Genomic DNA, 18682 nt, shown 5'->3' on the forward strand with positions numbered 1-18682 from the left:
GGGACCCGGCAACCGGTGCACACCGGCACCGCTGAACCCGCGGCGCTCGCAGCCCGTCTGCCTCGTGCGGGGCGTCACCGGCTCAGGTGACACACTGCCGGAACACCGTACGGAAATCGGCTCGCTGTACCGAGAAGGCGGGGCACAGCGCGCGGCCCGGCATCAACGACGCGCAAAGGCTTCCGGGACCGCGCAATGTTCCGTAGTGCGTCAACTGCCATCCTGCACGCAGACAGGCCGGGCCTCAGGCCGAGGACGGGACTCGAGGTCCGTGTCCCGGCCGGCTCGCAACGGGCACGGTCAGGGCGCTCGTCCTGTCACCTCGACAGCAGTCCCCTGCCAGGGAGTGCGTACGGAAAGGGACTTGCTCGTGACCATGCCACCGCCCCCGCACGGATTGCCGCCTGCCCCGTCCGGCACCGGTGGCGCCCTGCCCCCGCCCCCGCCCTCTTCCGCGTGGAGCGGCCTCGCAGTGGCGTCGTTCGTTCTCGCGGTGCTGGTCGTTCCCGCACCACTGGCACTCGTTCTCGGCGTCGTCGCCTTGGCACGGATACACCGGCGGAACCAGCGCGGCCTTGGTCTCGCCGTCGCGGGCGTCGCCGTCTCCGGCGTGGCCGTCCTGGTGGCCGGGGCCCTGGCTTCCGGCTTGCTCCACTTCTCCGTGTGGTCCGGCACCAGCGGCGAACGCGGCATCCCGACAGCCGTCCCGGATCGGACCGTTACCGTCTTCGACCTGACGGTGGGCGACTGCTTCGACCCGGGAACGGGGCGGCTGGACAAGGACCACGAGTCGCTGAGGGACATCAGCGCAGAACGCAAGGCATGCGACGAACCCCATGTCGCCGAAGCCTACGGGTCGTTCGAACTGCCGGACCGGACGCGGTACCCGGGATTCGAGGAGATCTCCGCGATCGCACGGCAGAGGTGCGCGGACCTTCTCCTCGACTATGCGATGGACCCTTACGCCTACGGCCGTCTCCAGACGTACTTCTACCAGCCGGACCGTTCCGGGTGGGCGCGCGGCGCTCGTTCGGTGTTGTGCTGGGCGGGCCGGCCGCAGGAGGACCTCACCGCCTCCCTGCGCAACGACGCCTCGGTTCTCACCGAGGAGCAGGTGACCTACCTGACCGCGCTCGAGCCCGCCCATCTCGCGCTGCTGCACGCTCCGCGGCAGAGCCCGGCGGACGACTTGCCCACGGCCCGGGAATGGGCGGGCCGTATGGCGGAGGCCCAGGCGGCATCCGCAACGCGGTTGCGGCAGGCGGATCTGCCGCCGGAGGTACGCACGACCGCGGCGGAACTCGCCGCACAGCTCACGGCAAGCTCGGTTCACTGGGAGCGGGCCTCTCACGCCGAGAACGCCGAAGGGTTTGCCCGGCACGCTCGACAGACGGAGAAGAGCTCGGGCGAGGAACAGGCCGTGAGAATCCGGACCGCACTCGGCCTGCCGACGGAGCCGGCACACACGGGCGGCTCCTTCGGCGCGGACGCCTGACCGGACGGCGCCGGCCGGCCGGGACGACGTACTCGCTGCTCGCAGGCCGGCCTGCCGCACAGCGCGGCAGGCCGGTCAGCGGCCGACGGAGCCGTCGATCTGCTCACGGAGGATGTCGGCGTGGCCGGCATGCCGGGCGGTTTCCTCGATCATGTGCACCAGGACCCAACGCATCGACGGTGGAGCTGTTTCACGGAGCGACCGGGCCCCAGGGCGCCCCAAGTCGTCACACGCACGGATGATTTCGTTGGACTGTCCGATCGCCCGGCGGTAGGCGGCGAGCAGACTCACGGCGGTCTCGTCGTCAGCCGGCCCTGATTCGTCGTCCTGAAGGGCGGCATCGGCGCCGGCGTAGGACCAGGTGAACCAGTTGTGTTCCACCGCGGTCAGGTGCTTGACCAGGCCGAGGATGCTGGTTCCCGACGGCACCCCGGCGGTGCGGACCGCCTTCTCGGAGAGGCCGGACGCCTTGGCGGTGACCGCGTCCCGCAGGTAGTCGAGGAAGGCCAGCAGCGTGGTCTTCTCATCGGCGTCAAGACTCGGCGGACGGAGATCACCACGCGATCCGTGCTGCGCTTCGGCCGGAGTTCCGGGCTGTGATCGGGGCTGAGGTTCAGTCCGCGGTTCTGTATGCGGCTCGGGATGCGTCACACCGTGACACTACGCGTCTGCCGCGTCGGAGGAAGGGAGTTCGTTCCAGTTCACCCGGTCGTCCGCGAACACCGGCACGGCTGCGAGCGAGTTCCTCTCCCGGCTGCTGGGCTCCGTGACAACGCGCGGGCAGTACCGTTGCCTCACAGCAACCTCATCCACCGCGGGCGTCGTCCCGCAACTCGGGAGACCTACATGACTTCGTCGACCAACCCTGCAGGCAGCATCACCGAGGCAACCGCACTGCTGCAGGCAGAGCTGCCGCAGTTGGAGAAGTACCAGCAGACGCTCGAGCAGGAACTCGCCTCGGTCACCGGGCGACTCGAGTCGGTGCGCAGTGCTCTCGCCGCTCTGCAGGCGCTGTCGGCCACTCCCATTCCGGCCCCTCGTGAGGCGGAGAGGGCTGGTGCGATCGCGGCCGACGCGCCGGCGGTCGTGGCGGAGGAAGTGCCGGAAGCGCAGCCCGCAAAGGTGCCCACGGCAGCGCCCGCACCTCAGGACCGGCCCGCGCGGAAGGCGAAGCCCGCGGCGCGCACAGCGGCCGCCGGGAAGCGCCCGGCGAGGACGGCCTCGGCAGGCAAGGAGGCGGAGCCCAAGAAGGAGACCCGGGCCGAGAAGGAGACGCGGACGAAGAAGGTGGGGAAGCAGTCCCGGTCCGCGAAGACCGTGCCGGCTCAGGACAGGGCGCGGAAGACTCCGGCGAAGAGCCAGGACACCGCCGGCCCCGCCGTGTCGGATGCCGCCGGGCTGACGGACCAGGTTGTCGCGGTCCTGACCCGCAACGCCGACACTCCGCTGCGTGCGCGCGACGTCGCCCAGGCCCTGGGACGTGACGGCTCCACCGGCAGCGTCAACACCGTTCGCAGCACGCTCGACCGTCTCGTCGCCACGTCCCGCGCCCACCGCGCCGGCCGCGGCCTGTACCAGGCGCCCCGTAACTGACCGCCGGACGACGCCGCGTCGGCCGGGGGATGACTCACGCCGTCAGCGCCCGCCGAGGCCGGTACGCCCGGCTCTGTCGCGGAGGGGGCCGATCAGGGAGGGCCCTCCCCGCAGGCACCACAGGGCGATGACGGGGTCGCAGACGGCGCAGGCCATGGAGGAGTCGTGCTGGAAGGGCATGATCGGGTTGCCTTTGAGGTGGTGGGCCAGGTCCCAGGCGGTGTGCAGCAGCCAGGCGATGCCGATGAAGGTCCAGGATTCCAGCCCGCGGTACGCGACGTAGGTGATGACAGCGGTGACAGGGAATTCCCAGCCGCCGAAGCCGCCACCGCTGAGGTAGGCGGCCCGCTCCGGCAACCGTGATCGCGTTGAGTCGGCGTCGGTGCGGTTCGCGGATCAGCGACATCAGCAGGACGTAGACGACGCCGACCAGTTACCGGCGTGACGTAGTCCAGGAGGCCGGGGTCGAGGTGGTTCACGGCTGGCCGGCCTCCTCGGGGTGCGGCGCCGCGGCCGTGCCGGGGCGGGCGGGTTGCCGCAGGACGAGCAGGCCGCCGATGCCCGGGACGAGGGCGGTGGCCCTGGTGAGGGTCGTCGACTGCGAAGGCGCCAGGTCGCGACCACGACGAACAGGTAGGCGCAGCCGTGGGTGGGGCCCATCAGCGAGGAGACGGGTTCGAGGTGGGCGGTGGCGAGATTGGCCAGCATGACGACCAGTGAGGCGAGTTCGGTGTGTGCCGCGATGCGCAGCGGCCGCGGATGCACGGTCATGCTCCCGTGGTGGAACCGGGGCGGACGATCATCAGGACGGTGACCGTGGCCCACAGGAGGTTGAAGACGCCGGTGAACGCGGCAAGGCGGCCCGGCGTCAGGGCGTGGGTGCCGGCAGCCCCCACCGCGGCGAGGACCTCGTCCTGGGCGGGCAGGATCAGCAGGACGAGGACGGCGGCAGCAGCCGCGGTCAGAACGATCGAGACGATCAGCCATGCGCTGCCGAGGACGCCGAGGCTGCCGGCCGTGGCGAACCCGAAGACGGGTACGGCGATCCCGACGGCCGCGTAGACGCGGCAGATGCGGTGCAGCAACCGCAGGCGCGTCAGCGCCTCGCCGCCGCCGTCACCGTCTCCGCCACCGTCGAGGGCCGGCCGCATGGCTCTGGGGAACATGCTCGCGGCGACGGTGACCGGGCCGACGGCCACGACGGCGGCCAGCACGTGCAGGGAGAGGAAGAGTTTCGTCACGGTCGGCGGCCCGTGCCCTTCCGGACGGCGCGGCGCTCGCCGGTGACGCGGCTTGAGGTGCTTCCTTCGGAGGCGCTGCGGCGGGCGTACAGCGCTTCGCCGAGGGTGACGGAGTCGGGCGGGCCGAAGCCGTCGGGCAGGGGGATCCGGACGTGCATAGAGGTTCCTTCAGGTGCGGACCGGTCCGTTCTGGGCCGGGGACGCTCCTGAAGTTAACCGGCTGCCGACCTGCCTCCCAGTGGCAGGAGTGACACCTTTCAACGAGATATTGCCAAGTGCCTCGTTGAGGCTCTGATCTGGGGCATGCGAGGGTTCTCCGGCTCCAGAAGCCGAGGTTCACCGTCCGGCGGGGAGGTATTTTCCGGCCATGCACACCATCGCCGTACTGGCGCTGCACCAGGTGATTCCGTTCGATCTGTCCACTCCGATCGAGGTCTTCACCCGCACCCGGCTTCCCGACGGGCGTCCCGGCTACCGGATCCGCGTGTGCGGCGAGCAGCCGGAGATCGACGCGGGCACGTTCACCCTGCGCGCACCCTGGGGCCTGGAGGGGCTCGAGGGCGCGGACACGATCATCGTGCCCGGTACGGCCGCCCCCGCGGCCCCGCTCTCGCCGGCCGTCCGGGACGCGTTGCGCGTGGCCGCCGAGGACGGCACCCGTATCGCCTCCATCTGCACGGGCACTTTCGTCCTGGCCGCCGCCGGGCTCCTCGACAGCCTGCGGGCGACCACCCACTGGATCGCGGCCGAGCTCCTTGCCACCGCCCACCCGGACGTCGAGGTGGACCCGGCCGTCCTGTACGTCGACAACGGGCAGATCCTCACCTCGGCCGGCGCGGCCGCGGGCCTGGATCTGTGTCTGCACATGATCCGCCGTGACTACGGGTCGGCGGTCGCCGCCGACGCCGCCCGCCTGTCCGTCATGCCCCTCGAACGCGAGGGCGGGCAGGCGCAGTTCATCGTCCACGACCACGCGCCCACCCCGCAGGGTTCCGTCCTCGAACCGCTGCTCACCTGGCTGCAGGACAACCTGGGCCGTGATCTCACCCTCGCCGACATCGCCGCCCGGGCCGGCACCAGCACCCGGACGCTGATACGGCGCTTCCGCGAACAGACCGGCACCACTCCCCTCCAGTGGCTGCACGGCGCCCGCATCCGCCGGGCCCAGCATCTTCTGGAGACCACGCACCACTCCGTCGAACGCATCGCCGCCCAGGTCGGCTTCGGCTCCCCCACCGCATTCCGCGACCGTTTCAAACGCACCACGGGTGTCAGCCCGCACACCTATCGCCGCACCTTCGGCTGAGGTTCCGCCCAGCCGAAGACGCGGCGTCCGGTTCGGTGCCGCTCAGCTCGTCCCAGGGTGGGCCGGCTCGTCAGGCGGCTCGGGTGAGTTCCGCGCGGCCGAACAGCAGGCCGTAGCCGGCGGGCAGCTGCGCAAGGATGCGGTCGACGAGGTCGGGGCCGGCGAGGCGGGAGACGACGTTGAGCACGGCGCCGGTGTCCCACCGCGTGGTGGCCGGGGTGCCGCCGATGCGGGCGGCGAGGTCCTTGACGAACCCCCAGCCGGTGAGGGGCTGGGTGGCAGGGATCTGGGAGGTGAAGGCGCGGGCCGCCTCGAGAGGGAGGCAGGCAGCGAGGTCGACGCGCTCGTCGCCGGTGATCTGGCGTCCGAGGGCGGCGAGAACGGCGCGTACGGTGTCCTCGGCCCGGTCGCGTGTGGGGTAGGCGCCTTCGTAGCGCACTCGTTCCAGCATCTGGTCGAACGTCATGCCCGGCGTCGTCGGGGTCGGTTCCTGCTGGGTGAGCATGGTCGGTCGTCTGCCTTTCTCGTCACGGTGTCCGACGCCGCCGGCCCGGTGTGTGTGGCACCCGGCCGACGGCGCTCTCATGCGGTCCGGTTGGTCATATGCGCGCGGGGCGGCCGAAGAGGAGGTCGTACCCCGGGGGCAGTTGGAGCAGCACCCGGCGGGTCAGCTCGTCGCCCGCGGCGTCGGCGGCCACGCTCAGGACGGCGCTGACGTCCCATGTGGCGGTCTGTTCGGTGGCGCCATCGATCCATGCCGCGGTGGCACGTACGAACCGTTCCGGTGACAACGGTTCGGCGGCCTGCAGCGGGTTGAGCAGGATCAGTGCGAAGGCTTCGGGGAGCCGGGCGGCCAGCCTCGCCCGCACGTCGCCCACCAGATGCGCCCCCAGCAGCGCCAGCACGGTGCGTGCCGCCCGCTCCGCCTCCTGGCGCGTGGTGTACTCACCGCGCTCCTGCACCTGGTCCAGGAACGCATCCCATCGCATCGTCATCTGGGCCCCTTCCTCTCCCGACCCGAGGCGGGGGCGGAGGAGGGGACGGGAGGGGGGAGACCGTTCCCGTCCTCCGCCACGGCGCGGGCAGGTCGCGGGTCAGCCGCCGATCTCCTTGCGGCCGGACTCCCCGCCGATGGTGATCTTGCGGGGCTTGGCGCGCTCGGCGATCGGGATCCGGAGCGTCAGGACGCCCGCCTCGTAGTCGGCCGTGATGTGCTCGGTGTCCAGGGTATCGGCCAGCATCACCTGGCGGGAGAACACACCCAGGGGCCGTTCGGACAGTTCCATCTGTACGTCGTCGGCCTTCGCGACCGGTCGGCGCTCGGCCTTGACGGTCAGCATGTTGCGCTCGACGTCGATGTCGATCGCCTCGCTCGTGACACCGGGAAGGTCGAGGGCGATCACATACTCGTCGCCCTCCCGGTAGGCGTCCATCGGCATCGCCGAGGGCCTCGACCACGTGCCACTGGTTCCCAGGAGCTGCTGGGTGAGGCGGTCGATCTCGCGGAACGGGTCGGTGCGCATCAACATCGCGAAACACCTCCAGTCGGTTCAGGCAGGAACTGCCAATGCGTTGCACCTGAGACCGTTGTAGCATGTCATCGAAACGATGACAAGTGGATGTGTCATCGCAGCGATGACGGGAAGATTGTCATCGGAAGAATGACGAAAGCGAAGGGAATCCCGTGAACGCAGCCGAGCAGTCCCGCGAGCCCGGGCCGACCCCCGCCTCGTTCCTCGCCGCGGCAGCGGCGCTGACAGCCATCGACGAGGCCGTACGCGCCGCCCAGGCCCCGCACTCCGAAGAGCAGCCGCCACCGGAGCGGGCGAGTTCCCGGCAGGCGCTGGCCGCTCTGCTCCTGCTGCGCCAGGTGCGCGACCAACTGGCCGGCTGGGAGCCGGGCCTCATCGAGACGGCCCGCGAGGCAGGCGCCAGCTGGGCCGAGCTCGCCCAGCCCCTCGGCGTGGCCAGCCGCCAGGCCGCAGAGCGCCGCTATCTCCGCCTGCGCCCCGGCGACGCGGGCAGCACCGGCGAACAGCGTGTGCAGGCCACCCGGGACCGCCGCGCCGCCGACCGCACCGTCACCGCCTGGGCCCGCAGCAACGCGTCCGACCTCCGGCAGCTCGCAGGCCAGATCACCACGCTCACCGACCTGCCCACCGACTCCCGCGCACCGCTGGCCGAAGCGCTCGGCGACAACGACCCCGCCGCTCTCCTGCGCCCGCTCATCGACACGCACCCCCACCTCGAGACCCACCACCCCGACCTCGCCGCCCGGGTCGACTCCGTCAACCGGCACACCGACGACCTGCGCCGACGCGGCGGCAACCGGCAGCAGCCCGCCACCTGACGGCACGGGTGGCGCCGCTCACCGGCAGCCCCGCGCAACGGCCGTCGCCTCCGCGCGACGGCGGACGTTTACGGCACGGGGGCTCGGAGACCCGACCGGGTGTCGACGTGCGTGGAGGCAGTCATGGCGGTGTCCGCACAGATCAGCGACGAGCTGTGGAACGAGTTCCATGCCGTGGTCAACATGACCTCACGGGAGTTGCGGGAATGGCTGAGCGTGGAAGCGGCCGGCGAGGAGACCGAGGAGGTTCCCGACCGTGCCGGAAAGCCCACCGGCCGACGGGTTCTCGAGGTTCTCGGCAAACGTCGCACCGACCTCACACGGAGTGATGTGGAGGTGATGGAACGAGTCTGCGAGATCGTCCGCTCCCAGCGCGATCCCTCGCTCGACCCGAAGGCCGGGGGCGCGGACTGGCGGCACAGCTTGATGGACATCGGCCACGATCCGCTCAAACCGGCGTGACGCCGCCCGGCACCGTCCGGATCTGCGGCCCCGCCTCGTGAGCGGCCCTCAGGGGCCCAGGGAGCGTGGGCCCTGACGGAGGTGAAGACACGGATGCGCTTCCTCGATCACCGGCACGCGGGGCAGGAACTGGCGGCACGACTCGTCGAGTGGCTCTCCGGCCGTGACCTGACCGACATCCTCGTCCTGGCCCTGCCGCGCGGCGGTGTGCCCGTCGCGGCCGAGGTCGCCCGTGCGCTCGGCGCACCCCTGGACGTCGTGGTGGTCCGCAAGATAGGCGCGCCCGGACGCCCGGAGGCGGGGATCGGCGCCGTCGCGGGCGACGAGCCCCCGTTGTACGACGGCAGGGCTCTGGAAGTGCTCGGCCTCTCCGAGGACGATCTCGCTTCCGACGCGGCCCGCGAGCGGGCAGAGCTGCGCCGGCGTGAGGAGCTGTACCGCCGGGGGCGGCCGGCTCCGGCGGTCGAGGGGCGGACGGTGATCGTGGTCGACGACGGGCTGGCCACCGGCGTCACCGCACGCGCCGCGCTGCGCCACTTGCGCGCGCGGAACCCGGCGCATCTGATCCTTGCCGTACCCGTGTGCGCTCCCGGGGCGGCAGCGGCGGTGCGGGACGAGGCCGACGCCATGGTCTGCCTGTACCGGCCGGAGTCCTTCCGGTCGGTCGGCCAGTGGTACGAGGAGTTCGCCCAGGTCTCCGACAACGAGGTGATCTCGACCCTGCGCCGGCCCGGCGTCTCCCCCGGGGACCGGTAGTCACTCGGGTCCGGACGGCGTCGCGGCCCCGGAGGTGTGCCCAGGTGTCTGTACGGGGAGCAGGCGCGGCCGTTTGGCGGTGCGGCCGTCGCCGGACGACCGGCCGCGCACCCGTCTGCGCAGCCACGGGCCGAGGAACGCGGCGGCCCAGCGCAGTTCCGCGGTGAGGGCGTGCCGTCCGGCGGGAGCGGCGGTTCCTGCCGGAGAGGGCAGGGGCTGCGTCCAGGCGAGGTCACTGCCGGGCAGGCCGAGGGCGTGAGCGACCGCGGCGGCGATCCGCTGGTGGCCGAGCGGCCCGGCGTGAAGCCGGTCAGGGCTCCACAGGCGGGGGTCGGTGACGACGGGATGGCGGCCGGTCTCGGCGACGGCGACACCGTGCCGCCGGGCGGCTCCGCGGATGCGGTCGTTGAGTGCGGTGACGCGGGAGCCGAGCGGGCGGGCGAGCGGGGTGATCCGCGACAGGTCGGGGAAGGTGACGGTGGCGACCCTCGCACCCTGAGCGGTGAGCGCGGCGAACATCGCGTCCAGGTGGCCGGCGACCTCGTCGGCGTCGAACCGCGGCCGCAGCAGGTCGTTGACCCCGGCGACCACGGTGGCCAGATCGGGGTCAAGGGCGAGAGCAGGCGCGAGCTGTTCGGCACGGACCTGCCCCGCCAGGCGTCCGCGTACGGCCAGGTTGGCGTAGCGCAGCCCGGGGTTGTGCGGTGCGAGGTGCTCGGCGAGCCGGTCGGCCCACCCTCGCAGGCCGACCGTGTCGTCGCCGTCTCCCAGGCCCTCTGTCTGGCTGTCGCCGAGGGCCACGTACCGCAGAAAGGGCGCGTCAGTCTCGGGCATGACGGTCCGTCCTCTCCCGCAGGACCTCGACGGCACGCAGGCACCAGTCGCGGTTGCCCTCCTCGAAGGCGAGACCGCGCAGGCACGTCAGGTAGGGGCCCACGGGCCTGCCGTGGCGCAGGAACTCCTCCTCGGTTCGGCCGCCCCGCATCGAGTGCAGCAGACGCTCGAACAGGTCGATCCTGGCCTGGGCGAAGACGGTGCGTTCGGTGAGCTGCGCGATCAGGTTCCCGGTGTCGACGTGGTCGGCGGCCTGGACCTTCACCAGCAGGTCCTCGCGGATGTAGGAGGGCTTGGCGGCGGCTGCCGTGAACTGCTGCAGCTCGGCCAGGCCGGCGTCGGTGACCTTGAACAGGCGCTTGTTGGGCCGGTTCTCCTGCACCACTTCGCGGCCCGTGACGAGTCCGGCCTCCTCCAGCCGGCCCAGTTCCGCGTACAGCTGCTGCGGCCGGGCGTGCCAGAAGTTCGCCACTCCCAGGTCGAACGCCTTGGCCAGCTCGTACCCGCTCAGTTCCTCGTCCAGCAGCGCCGCCAGTACGGCGTGGCGCAGAGCCATCGGATCGCCTCCTTGCCGCCTCTGTTCATGAACACACCGAGGATGATACTCATGAACATGACTAGTCACATTCATGAGTAGAAAGTTCCACGAGAATCACGAAGGAGAAGCTGTGACCGCAGCAGACCGCTTCCGCGCCGGCGTCGACAACCGCGACCTGGCCGCCCTGGACGACCTGTTCACCGAGGACGTCCGGCTCTACAGCCCCGTGAAGTTCACGCCCTTCGAGGGCAAGCGGATGGTGCTGGGCCTGTTCGGGGTCCTGCTGCGCACCTTCGAGGACTTCCGCTACGTCGGGCACTGCGCCGGCACGGCCGAGACGAGTGCCGACGGCGTGGAGTGTCCGTCGGCGGTCCTGCTCTTCCGGGCCACCGTGGACGGACGGCAGATCCACGGCATGGACCTGCTGCACTTCGACGACGAGGGCCGGATCAAGGAGTTCACGGTGATGGTCCGGCCGCAGTCCGCGGTTCACGCCCTGGGTGAAGCGGTCCTCGCCGGCCTGATCGCCGACGGCCTGGTCCCCGCGCCCCTCGCGCCGGAGCCCGGAGCGCGTCCGACGGCCGAAGCGCCGGGGCGCTGACGGCGGCGCCGGCTTGAGGACCGCCGCCTGCCGCGGACGGAACCGGCCCCCGGAAAAGTGACGCACGCCCTGGCTGCCGGGGCATTGTTACTGGTAGCCAGAGCCCTACGCTGAGCGCAACGGAGCGTTCCCATGTCACAGCGGTCGCCCGGGCATCCGTGAGCGGCCACCACAGAGACGGAGCGAGATGTTCGGCAAACTACTGGTCGCCAACCGCGGTGAGATCGCGATCCGGGCCTTCCGGGCCGCATTCGAGCTCGGTGTCTCGACGGTGGCCGTGTTCCCGCACGAGGACCGGAACTCGCTGCACCGGGCGAAGGCGGACGAGGCGTACCGGATCGGCGAGCCCGGCCACCCGGTGCGCGCGTACCTCTCCGTCGAGGAGATCGTGAAGGCCGCACGCCGTGCCGGCGCCGACGCGGTCTACCCGGGTTACGGGTTCCTGTCGGAAAACCCGGAACTGGCCGCCGCGTGCGAGGAGGCCGGCATCACCTTCGTCGGGCCGCCGGCGTCGGTGCTGAACCTGACGGGCAACAAGGCCCGGGCGGTGGCGGCGGCGCGCGAGGCCGGCGTGCCCGTCCTGAAGTCGTCGGCCCCCACGGCCGACGTGGACGAACTGGTGCGCGCGGCCGACGACATCGGCTTCCCCGTGTTCGTCAAGGCCGTCGCGGGCGGTGGCGGACGCGGCATGCGACGGGTCGAGCGGCCCGGCGACCTGCGGGAGGCCGCAGAGGCCGCCATGCGCGAGGCACGCTCGGCCTTCGGTGACGCGACGGTGTTCCTCGAGCAGGCCGTGATCGACGCCCGGCACATCGAGGTGCAGATCCTGGCCGACGCCGAGGGCAATGTCGTGCATCTCTACGAGCGGGACTGCTCGGTGCAGCGGCGTCACCAGAAGGTCGTCGAGATCGCCCCGGCGCCCAGCCTCGATCCCGGACTGCGGGACCGTATCTGTACCGACGCCGTCGCGTTCGCCCGCCACATCGGCTATGTGAACGCCGGCACGGTGGAGTTCCTCGTCGACGGGCGCGGCAACCACGTCTTCATCGAGATGAACCCGCGCATCCAGGTCGAGCACACGGTCACCGAACAGGTCACCGGACGGGACCTGGTGATCGCACAGCTGCGCATCGCCTCGGGCATGACGCTGCCGGAACTGAACCTTACGCAGGACAGCATCACGCTGACGGGTGCCGCTCTGCAGTGCCGCATCACGACCGAGGACCCGGCCAACGGCTTCCGGCCCGACACCGGCACCATCGCGGCCTACCGCTCCCCCGGCGGCCCCGGCGTGCGGCTCGACGGCGGGACCGTGCACACCGGCGCGTCGGTCTCGGCCCACTTCGACTCCCTGCTGGTCAAGCTGACCTGCGAGGGCCATGACCACGCGAACGCCGTCCGGCGGGCCCGCCGGGCGATCGCCGAATTCCGCATCCGGGGTGTGGCCACGAACCTGCCGTTCCTCGGCGCCGTGCTGGACGACCCCGACTTCCAGGCGGGACGGGTGACCACGTCCTTCATCGACGAGCGCCCGCATCTGCTGCGGACCCGGCCGCCGGCCGACCGGGGCAGCCGCATCCTGGGCCATCTCGCGGAGACGACCGTCAACCGCCCGCACGGGCCTCGTCCTTCCGTCGTGGAACCGGTGGAAAAGCTCCCCGTCACCGACCTCACGGCCCCGCCGGCAGACGGCTCCCGGCAGCGGCTGGCCGCGCTCGGTCCCGAACGGTTCGCCGAGGAGCTGCGCAGGCAGTCCGCGGTCGCCGTCACCGACACCACCTTCCGTGACGCCCACCAGTCGCTGCTGGCGACCCGGGTCCGCACCCGGGACCTGCTCGCCGTGGCACCCCATGTGGCCCGTACCGCACCGCAGTTGCTCAGCCTCGAGTGCTGGGGCGGCGCCACCTTCGACGTGGCGCTGCGGTTCCTCGCGGAGGACCCGTGGGAGCGGCTGGCCGCGCTGCGCGAGGCCGTGCCCAACATCTGCACGCAGATGCTGCTGCGGGGCCGCAACACGGTGGGTTACACGCCCTATCCGACGGAGGTGACGGACGCGTTCGTGGCCGAGGCCGCCGCCACCGGCATGGACGTCTTCCGGATCTTCGACGCCCTCAACGACGTCTCCCAGATGCGTCCCGCGATCGACGCCGTACGGGCCACGGGAACGTCGCTGGCCGAGGTGGCGCTCTGCTACACGGCCGACCTGTCGAACCCCGCGGAGAAGCTCTACACGCTGGACTACTACCTGCGCCTGGCCGAGGAGATCGTGGAGGCCGGGGCCCATGTACTGGCCATCAAGGACATGGCGGGCCTGCTGCGTCCGCACGCCGCACGCACCCTCGTGACGGCGCTCCGGGAGCGATTCGACCTGCCCGTGCACCTGCACACGCACGACACGGCGGGAGGTCAGCTCGCCACCCTGGTCGCGGCGATCGACGCCGGCGTGGACGCCGTGGACGCCGCCGTCGCGTCGATGGCCGGTACGACCAGTCAGCCGTCGCTGTCGGCGCTGGTCGCGGCGACGGACCACACCGAGCGGGCGACCGGCCTGTCGCTGCAGGCGGTGGGCGACCTGGAGCCCTACTGGGAGGCGGTGCGGAAGGTGTACCGCCCGTTCGAGTCGGGTCTCGCGTCGCCGACCGGCCGCGTCTACCACCACGAAATCCCCGGCGGGCAGCTGTCGAACCTGCGGCAGCAGGCCATCGCGCTCGGGCTGGGCGACCGGTTCGAGCTGGTCGAGGAGTACTACGCGGCGGCGGACCGGATGCTGGGACGTCTGGTCAAGGTGACGCCTTCGTCGAAGGTCGTGGGCGATCTGGCGCTGCACCTGGTGGGTGCCGGTGTCTCGGCGGACGCCTTCGAGGCGTCCCCGGAGAAGTTCGACGTCCCGGACTCGGTCATCGGCTTCCTCCGCGGCGAACTGGGCGACCCGCCCGGCGGCTGGCCGGAGCCGTTCCGCAGCCGGGCACTCAAGGCGCGGCCGTCGCAGGCCGAGCCGCCGCAGCTGTCCGAGGAGGACCGGCGGGGCCTGCGCGACGAGCGCCGTTCCACCCTCAACCGGCTGCTGTTCCCCGGCCCCGCCAAGTCGTTCGCGTCCCACCGTGAGCACTACGGCGACACCTCGGTGCTGTCGACGAAGGACTTCTTCTACGGGCTCGAGCCCGACAGCGAGCACACCGTCACCCTGGAGCCGGGCGTGACACTGCTCATCGAGCTGGAGGCCATCTCGGAGGCGGACGAGCGTGGGTTCCGCACGGTGCTGACCCGTATGAACGGGCAGATGCGCCCGGTGTCGGTGCGCGACAACTCCGTCGCGACGACGGTGAAGGCGGCGGAGAAGGCTGAGCGCGGCAACGACCGCCACGTCGCGGCGCCGTTCGCGGGCGTGGTCACCCTCCAGGTCGCGGAGGGCGCGTCGGTGAGCGCGGGACAGACCGTGGCCACCATCGAGGCGATGAAGATGGAGGCGTCGATCACCGCGCAGAGCTCCGGCACGGTGCGGCGGGTCGCCATCGGTGAGGTCCAGCAGGTGGAGGCCGGTGACCTGCTGATCGAGATTGCGCCGTGACGCCGCGGGGCCGGACGCACTGACGAAGGACACGGGCGCGCAACGCTGTCGCGGCGTTGCGCGCCTGCGGTCTTCCTGGCTCCGTGCGGGCTCATCGGCCCGGTGCGCAGCGTGGCGTCCTGACCGTCCTCCTGCGGTCACTGCGCTTGCCGTCGCCAGGGTTCGCCGAGGGCGCGGCCGCGCGCCGCGTGCCGGGCGTCAGGCGTCAGGCGTCCTTGCCGTAGAGGTCGGTGAGCAGGGCGACCGCGGCGTGGGTGGCGGGGTGGGGGTCGTGCCGGCGCCAGATGAGGTGCACGGGCACGGGGTCGGCGTCGCGCAGGGGGCGGTAGGTGATGCCGTCGCGGCGGTACTGGGCGGCGGTCGCCTGCGGGGTGACGCCGACGCAGCGGCCGGTGGCGATGGCGGCGAGCCAGTCGTCGACGTCGCGGGTGAACTCCACGGCCGGGCGGGCGCCTTCCGGCCACAGGTCCAGGGTGGTGGTGCCGGTTCGGCGGTCGACCACCAGGGTGCGCTCGCGGATCTCCGCCAGCCGGATGCCGCGGCGCCTGGCCCATGGGTCGTCCGAGGCGAGGGCAACACAACGGCGTTCGTGACCGACGAGGGCGTGGGCGTAACGGCGGGTGTCGAGGGCGGTGCGCAGCACGGCCAGGTCGCACAGACCCTCGGCGAGGCCGCCGGTGGGGGTGTTGTGGCGGATCAGCTGGAGTTCCACGTCAGGGTGGCGGTCGTGCCAGCGGCGCTGGAACTCGGCGGTGTGGCGGCCCATCGCGGACCAGGCGTGCCCGATGTGCAACCGGGCCTGGCCGGTGGTGGCCCGGCGGACCAGTTCGTCGGCCTCGGCCAGCAGATGGCGGGCGCGGGCGAGGACCTGCACGCCGGCGGTGGTGGGGGTGACGGTGCGGCTGGTGCGGTGCAGCAGGCGCACGCCGAGGATCCGCTCCAGCGCGAGCAGGGTGCGGGAGACCGCGGCCTGGGAGAAACCCAGTTCGATCGCGGCGTCGGTGAAGCTGCCGGTGTCGACGATCGCGACCAGGCACCGCAGGTGCCGCAGCTCCATTTCCGTACGACCATCCATGCGTCCAGCGTATAGGTGGGGTGTCGGATGCATTTTGCGTATGCGCGGGTGCGACGGATCGTCGGGCCATGACGACAGACGTTCGCGCGAGGCCGACGGTGGCGCCCCGGGCGCAGGCGATATCACCCCGGTGGTCCGGAACAGTACTGATGGTGGGCAGTGGACTGTCCACCCAGGCCGGGGCGTCGGTCGCCGCGCTCGCTTTCCCGGTTCTCGGGCCGGTGGGCGTGGTGGCGGTGCGCCAGTGGGTGGCCGCGGTGGTGCTGCTGAGCGCCGGCCGGCCGCGGCTGCGCTCGTTCACCGCCGCGCAGTGGCGGCCCGTGCTGGGGCTGGCCGTGGTCTTCGCGGTCATGAACATGGCGCTGTACACGGCGATCGACCGCATCGGACTCGGCCTTGCGGTCACCCTGGAGTTCCTCGGCCCGCTCACGGTGGTGCTGTCGAGCTCCCGCCGCCGAATCGATCTGGTCTGCGCGCTCGCCGCCTCGGCGGCCGTGGTGGTCCTGGCCCGTCCCCGGCCCAGCACCGACTACTTCGGCATCGGCCTGGCCCTCCTCGCCGCCGTCTGCTGGGGCTGCTACATCCTGCTCAACCGCACCGTGGGCGAACGCCTGCCCGGCCTGCAGGGGTCGGCTGCCGCCGCGGCCGTCTCGGGTCTGCTCTATGTGCCCGTCGGCACCGTCGTCCTGTGGCTGCACCGGCCCACCGCGGGCGCCCTGCTGTGCGCGCTCGCCGCGGGCGTGCTGTCCTCGGCGGTGCCGTTCCTCGCGGACCTGCTGGCCCTGCGACGGGTCCCCGCATCGTTCTTCGGCATCTTCATGAGCGTCAACCCGGTGTTCGCGGCCCTGATCGGCATGCTCGTGCTCGACCAGCACCTCGGCTGGGCGTCGTGGTCCGCCGTCGCCGTGATCGTCACCGCGAACGCCGTCGCCGTCGGCACCGCCGGCGACCGCTCACGGGAGAAGACCGACGGGCACAAGGCTCACTGCTGAGCCCCTCGGGGGATGCCGAGATCCTTGACCCACCAAGGGCCGCCGGCCCCGTGGTTCACGCCGACGCCCATGTCCTCGAAGCGGCAGTCCAGGAGGGCGTCGCGGTGGGCGGGGCTGCGCATCCAGTCGGCGACGACGGCCGAGGGGTCGGTGGGGCCTTTGTGGATGTTCTCCGCCCACCGGCCCCAGGCGTAGCCGGCGGCTTTCATCCGGTCACCGCCGTCGTGGCCGGCAGGTCCGGTGTGCTGGTAGTAGCCGCGGGCGGCCATGTCGTCGGCGTGGGCACGTGCCGCCTTCGCCAGCCGCGGGTTCACCGACAGGCGGTCACAACCCACTTTGACGCGTTCGGCGTTCACCAGCTCGGCGATTGCTGCCGCGTCGTTCCTCAGGGCACGCCCGGCGGCGGGTGGCAGCGAGGAGGCGGTGCCGGCAAGACCCGGGGCGGCCCCGCCGCCCGCTCCCGCGTCCCGCCGCCCGTCCGGCGCCGGCCACGCCACCACGACCACGGCGGCGAGCAACGCCGCTCCGCACATCCGCGGCAGGACGGCTCGGGGCGGCCCCGGCCGCTTCGGGCTGCGCATGGATTCTTCTCCTTCCCGAGGAAGCTCAGCGGGGCGAGGTTTTCACACCGGACCGGCCCCTCCGGCGCACCGCGCCCGCCGCTGGGCCCATCGAGCGACCTCCGCGGCGGTGCGGCACTGCCGGGTGCCGGGGCTGCGGCGGTCACAACGGGTGACGCTTCGGGATGCGGTTCCGGCCCGTCGCTGGTTCGCTGGTCGGGCCCGCTCTTCCGAGTTGCGCAAGGAGCAATGATCATGAGCGTTGCAGGTGAGTCCGGCGGCCGTGCCCGCCAGATGCGTGAGAAGGCACAGGAGCTGAAGCAGGCCGCGGAGCGAGCCACGGATCCGCAGGAGCGTCAGCGGCTGGAGGAGAAGGCCAAGCGGCTGCAGTCGCAGAGCGAGCAGGAGAGCAGCATGGGCGGCGGCGACATCTACCCGCCGGAGTAGGCACCGTACACACACTGCCCGGCCGTTCGGAGCTCCCGCAGGAGCGCGCCGAACGGCCGGGCAGCGTCGTGTCATGGCGTACGGGCGTGGTCCCTGCCGAGGAGGCACCCGTGGACGACTCCGACGGTGAGTACGGTCAGGGCCACCGCCAGCAGCAGCACGGCGGGGCTCACGGAGGCTCGCAGCAGTGCCGCGCCGAGCACCCCGCCGGCGAACATGGCCGCCACGGATGCGGCCCGGCGGCGCCGGTGCCCGGTGTCCGTGGAGGCGCCCGGGCCGGTGGTCGGGGCATCGCCGACGGGTACGGATCGCCCTCCCCCGAGCAGGCCCGTCATCGCTCGGGTGACCAGGGTCGTGGGCACGTCCGGTACCGGTGCTTTCATCGCCGTCGCGTTCTGCAGCCCCATCGCGGCTCCGACGATGGCGGTGACCGCGTAGTGCCGTGCGGTCAGTGGCCCGCCGGTCCCCTCGATGCCCCACGCCACCAGTGCGCCCGAACCGATCAGCACCGCCTCGGCCATGAGTGCCGCGAAGAACCAGCGCAATCCGCGCGCCTGGACGGCCGCTTCGAACCCGCTGCCGACGACGACGCCTGAGGCGAACCCGGCGAGCGACATACCGGAGGCCGCCGGTGAAAGGTCGGACTCGGCACCGGTGATCGCGAAGCTGAGGAAGAGCAGGTTGCCTGTTTGCACGGCGGTGAAGACGGGGCCGAGCACCAGGAAACTGACGGCCTCGATCACGCCTGTGGTCATGGTGAGAGCCACCATGGTCGCCGTGAGGGCCTTTCCGGACTTCGGCGTCCTGGCTCCCGCGGCCGGGGACTGCCCCTCACGCATGCGGCTTTCACCCGCCTCGTCCGGT

General features: G+C 71.8%; 21 protein-coding genes and 1 pseudogene. 10 read left to right on the plus strand and 12 right to left on the minus strand.

Annotation, left to right across the window (positions count from 1 at the left end; genetic code table 11):
• The first annotated feature begins 472 nt into the window (after nucleotides 1-472).
• The gene (locus OGH68_RS01255; RefSeq protein WP_264241385.1) at nucleotides 473-1495 is read left to right on the plus strand and encodes a DUF4190 domain-containing protein; all 1023 of its coding nucleotides are present in this window, start codon (nucleotides 473-475) and stop codon (nucleotides 1493-1495) included.
• 75 nt (nucleotides 1496-1570) lie between these two features.
• Here the strand turns inward: OGH68_RS01255 and OGH68_RS01260 are convergent, their stop codons facing one another.
• On the minus strand, nucleotides 1571-2146 hold the full coding sequence (locus tag OGH68_RS01260; RefSeq protein WP_319020169.1) for a DinB family protein: 576 nt from the start codon (nucleotides 2144-2146) through the stop codon (nucleotides 1571-1573).
• Nucleotides 2147-2341: 195 nt separating this feature from the next.
• Here OGH68_RS01260 and OGH68_RS01265 point away from each other — a divergent pair, with 195 nt between their 5' ends.
• Nucleotides 2342-3088, plus strand: coding sequence for a hypothetical protein (locus tag OGH68_RS01265; protein WP_264241386.1), 747 nt, complete (start codon nucleotides 2342-2344; stop codon nucleotides 3086-3088).
• A 42-nt stretch (nucleotides 3089-3130) separates the two neighbouring features.
• Here OGH68_RS01265 and OGH68_RS01270 read toward each other — a convergent pair.
• The 3 genes and pseudogenes from OGH68_RS01270 to OGH68_RS01280 all read right to left on the minus strand — a co-directional run bounded on the left by OGH68_RS01270 (nucleotide 3131) and on the right by OGH68_RS01280 (nucleotide 4487).
• A pseudogene (locus OGH68_RS01270) lies at nucleotides 3131-3543 on the minus strand (DUF6010 family protein).
• A gap of 312 nt (nucleotides 3544-3855) precedes the next feature.
• On the minus strand, nucleotides 3856-4329 hold the full coding sequence (locus OGH68_RS01275; protein WP_264241387.1) for a hypothetical protein: 474 nt from the start codon (nucleotides 4327-4329) through the stop codon (nucleotides 3856-3858).
• Complete coding sequence (locus tag OGH68_RS01280; RefSeq protein WP_264241388.1) at nucleotides 4326-4487, minus strand: hypothetical protein; 162 nt, start codon at nucleotides 4485-4487, stop codon at nucleotides 4326-4328. The genes OGH68_RS01275 and OGH68_RS01280 overlap by 4 nt, the downstream gene beginning before the upstream one ends.
• Before the next feature lie 209 nt (nucleotides 4488-4696).
• Between OGH68_RS01280 and OGH68_RS01285 the strand changes: the two genes are divergently transcribed.
• Nucleotides 4697-5635: a GlxA family transcriptional regulator gene (locus OGH68_RS01285; RefSeq protein ID WP_264241389.1), complete on the plus strand. Its 939-nt coding sequence runs from the start codon at nucleotides 4697-4699 to the stop codon at nucleotides 5633-5635.
• A gap of 70 nt (nucleotides 5636-5705) precedes the next feature.
• On the opposite strand, the gene OGH68_RS01290 is transcribed toward OGH68_RS01285, so the two are convergent.
• The 3 genes from OGH68_RS01290 to OGH68_RS01300 all read right to left on the minus strand — a co-directional run bounded on the left by OGH68_RS01290 (nucleotide 5706) and on the right by OGH68_RS01300 (nucleotide 7164).
• Nucleotides 5706-6140: a DUF2267 domain-containing protein gene (locus tag OGH68_RS01290; RefSeq protein ID WP_264241390.1), complete on the minus strand. Its 435-nt coding sequence runs from the start codon at nucleotides 6138-6140 to the stop codon at nucleotides 5706-5708.
• Between the two features lie 94 nt (nucleotides 6141-6234).
• The gene (locus OGH68_RS01295) at nucleotides 6235-6630 is read right to left on the minus strand and encodes a DUF2267 domain-containing protein (protein ID WP_264241391.1); all 396 of its coding nucleotides are present in this window, start codon (nucleotides 6628-6630) and stop codon (nucleotides 6235-6237) included.
• A gap of 99 nt (nucleotides 6631-6729) precedes the next feature.
• A complete protein-coding gene (locus OGH68_RS01300) occupies nucleotides 6730-7164 on the minus strand; it encodes an Hsp20/alpha crystallin family protein (protein WP_264241392.1) in 435 nt (144 codons plus the stop codon).
• 155 nt (nucleotides 7165-7319) lie between these two features.
• On the opposite strand from OGH68_RS01300, the gene OGH68_RS01305 reads away from it, so the two are divergent.
• The 3 genes from OGH68_RS01305 to OGH68_RS01315 all read left to right on the plus strand — a co-directional run bounded on the left by OGH68_RS01305 (nucleotide 7320) and on the right by OGH68_RS01315 (nucleotide 9203).
• The gene (locus OGH68_RS01305) at nucleotides 7320-7985 is read left to right on the plus strand and encodes a type III effector protein (RefSeq protein ID WP_264241393.1); all 666 of its coding nucleotides are present in this window, start codon (nucleotides 7320-7322) and stop codon (nucleotides 7983-7985) included.
• Nucleotides 7986-8108: 123 nt separating this feature from the next.
• Nucleotides 8109-8447, plus strand: a complete 339-nt coding sequence (locus OGH68_RS01310) for a DUF3140 domain-containing protein (RefSeq protein WP_264241394.1) — start codon at nucleotides 8109-8111, stop codon at nucleotides 8445-8447.
• Between the two features lie 93 nt (nucleotides 8448-8540).
• Nucleotides 8541-9203, plus strand: a complete 663-nt coding sequence (locus tag OGH68_RS01315; RefSeq protein WP_264241395.1) for a phosphoribosyltransferase — start codon at nucleotides 8541-8543, stop codon at nucleotides 9201-9203.
• Here the strand turns inward: OGH68_RS01315 and OGH68_RS01320 are convergent, their stop codons facing one another.
• Both OGH68_RS01320 and OGH68_RS01325 read right to left on the minus strand, forming a co-directional pair.
• Nucleotides 9204-10037, minus strand: coding sequence for an SGNH/GDSL hydrolase family protein (locus OGH68_RS01320; RefSeq protein WP_264241396.1), 834 nt, complete (start codon nucleotides 10035-10037; stop codon nucleotides 9204-9206).
• Nucleotides 10024-10593, minus strand: coding sequence for a PadR family transcriptional regulator (locus tag OGH68_RS01325; RefSeq protein WP_264241397.1), 570 nt, complete (start codon nucleotides 10591-10593; stop codon nucleotides 10024-10026). The genes OGH68_RS01320 and OGH68_RS01325 overlap by 14 nt, the downstream gene beginning before the upstream one ends.
• Before the next feature lie 112 nt (nucleotides 10594-10705).
• On the opposite strand from OGH68_RS01325, the gene OGH68_RS01330 reads away from it, so the two are divergent.
• Both OGH68_RS01330 and OGH68_RS01335 read left to right on the plus strand, forming a co-directional pair.
• Nucleotides 10706-11176, plus strand: coding sequence for a nuclear transport factor 2 family protein (locus OGH68_RS01330; protein WP_264241398.1), 471 nt, complete (start codon nucleotides 10706-10708; stop codon nucleotides 11174-11176).
• 187 nt (nucleotides 11177-11363) lie between these two features.
• Nucleotides 11364-14744: a pyruvate carboxylase gene (locus OGH68_RS01335; protein ID WP_264241399.1), complete on the plus strand. Its 3381-nt coding sequence runs from the start codon at nucleotides 11364-11366 to the stop codon at nucleotides 14742-14744.
• 205 nt (nucleotides 14745-14949) lie between these two features.
• On the opposite strand, the gene OGH68_RS01340 is transcribed toward OGH68_RS01335, so the two are convergent.
• Complete coding sequence (locus OGH68_RS01340) at nucleotides 14950-15819, minus strand: LysR family transcriptional regulator (protein ID WP_319020170.1); 870 nt, start codon at nucleotides 15817-15819, stop codon at nucleotides 14950-14952.
• Between the two features lie 149 nt (nucleotides 15820-15968).
• Between OGH68_RS01340 and OGH68_RS01345 the strand changes: the two genes are divergently transcribed.
• Entirely contained in the window at nucleotides 15969-16811 is an 843-nt protein-coding gene (locus tag OGH68_RS01345) for an EamA family transporter (RefSeq protein ID WP_264241400.1), read from the plus strand.
• Here the strand turns inward: OGH68_RS01345 and OGH68_RS01350 are convergent.
• Nucleotides 16802-17392, minus strand: coding sequence for a CAP domain-containing protein (locus OGH68_RS01350; RefSeq protein WP_264241401.1), 591 nt, complete (start codon nucleotides 17390-17392; stop codon nucleotides 16802-16804). The genes OGH68_RS01345 and OGH68_RS01350 overlap by 10 nt on opposite strands.
• Before the next feature lie 234 nt (nucleotides 17393-17626).
• On the opposite strand from OGH68_RS01350, the gene OGH68_RS01355 reads away from it, so the two are divergent.
• Complete coding sequence (locus OGH68_RS01355) at nucleotides 17627-17818, plus strand: DUF6381 family protein (protein WP_264241402.1); 192 nt, start codon at nucleotides 17627-17629, stop codon at nucleotides 17816-17818.
• A gap of 71 nt (nucleotides 17819-17889) precedes the next feature.
• On the opposite strand, the gene OGH68_RS01360 is transcribed toward OGH68_RS01355, so the two are convergent.
• Nucleotides 17890-18657, minus strand: a complete 768-nt coding sequence (locus OGH68_RS01360) for a YoaK family protein (RefSeq protein ID WP_264241403.1) — start codon at nucleotides 18655-18657, stop codon at nucleotides 17890-17892.
• Nucleotides 18658-18682: the final 25 nt, after the last annotated feature.

The sequence above is a fragment of the Streptomyces peucetius genome (assembly GCF_025854275.1).
Classification (GTDB): domain Bacteria; phylum Actinomycetota; class Actinomycetes; order Streptomycetales; family Streptomycetaceae; genus Streptomyces; species Streptomyces peucetius_A.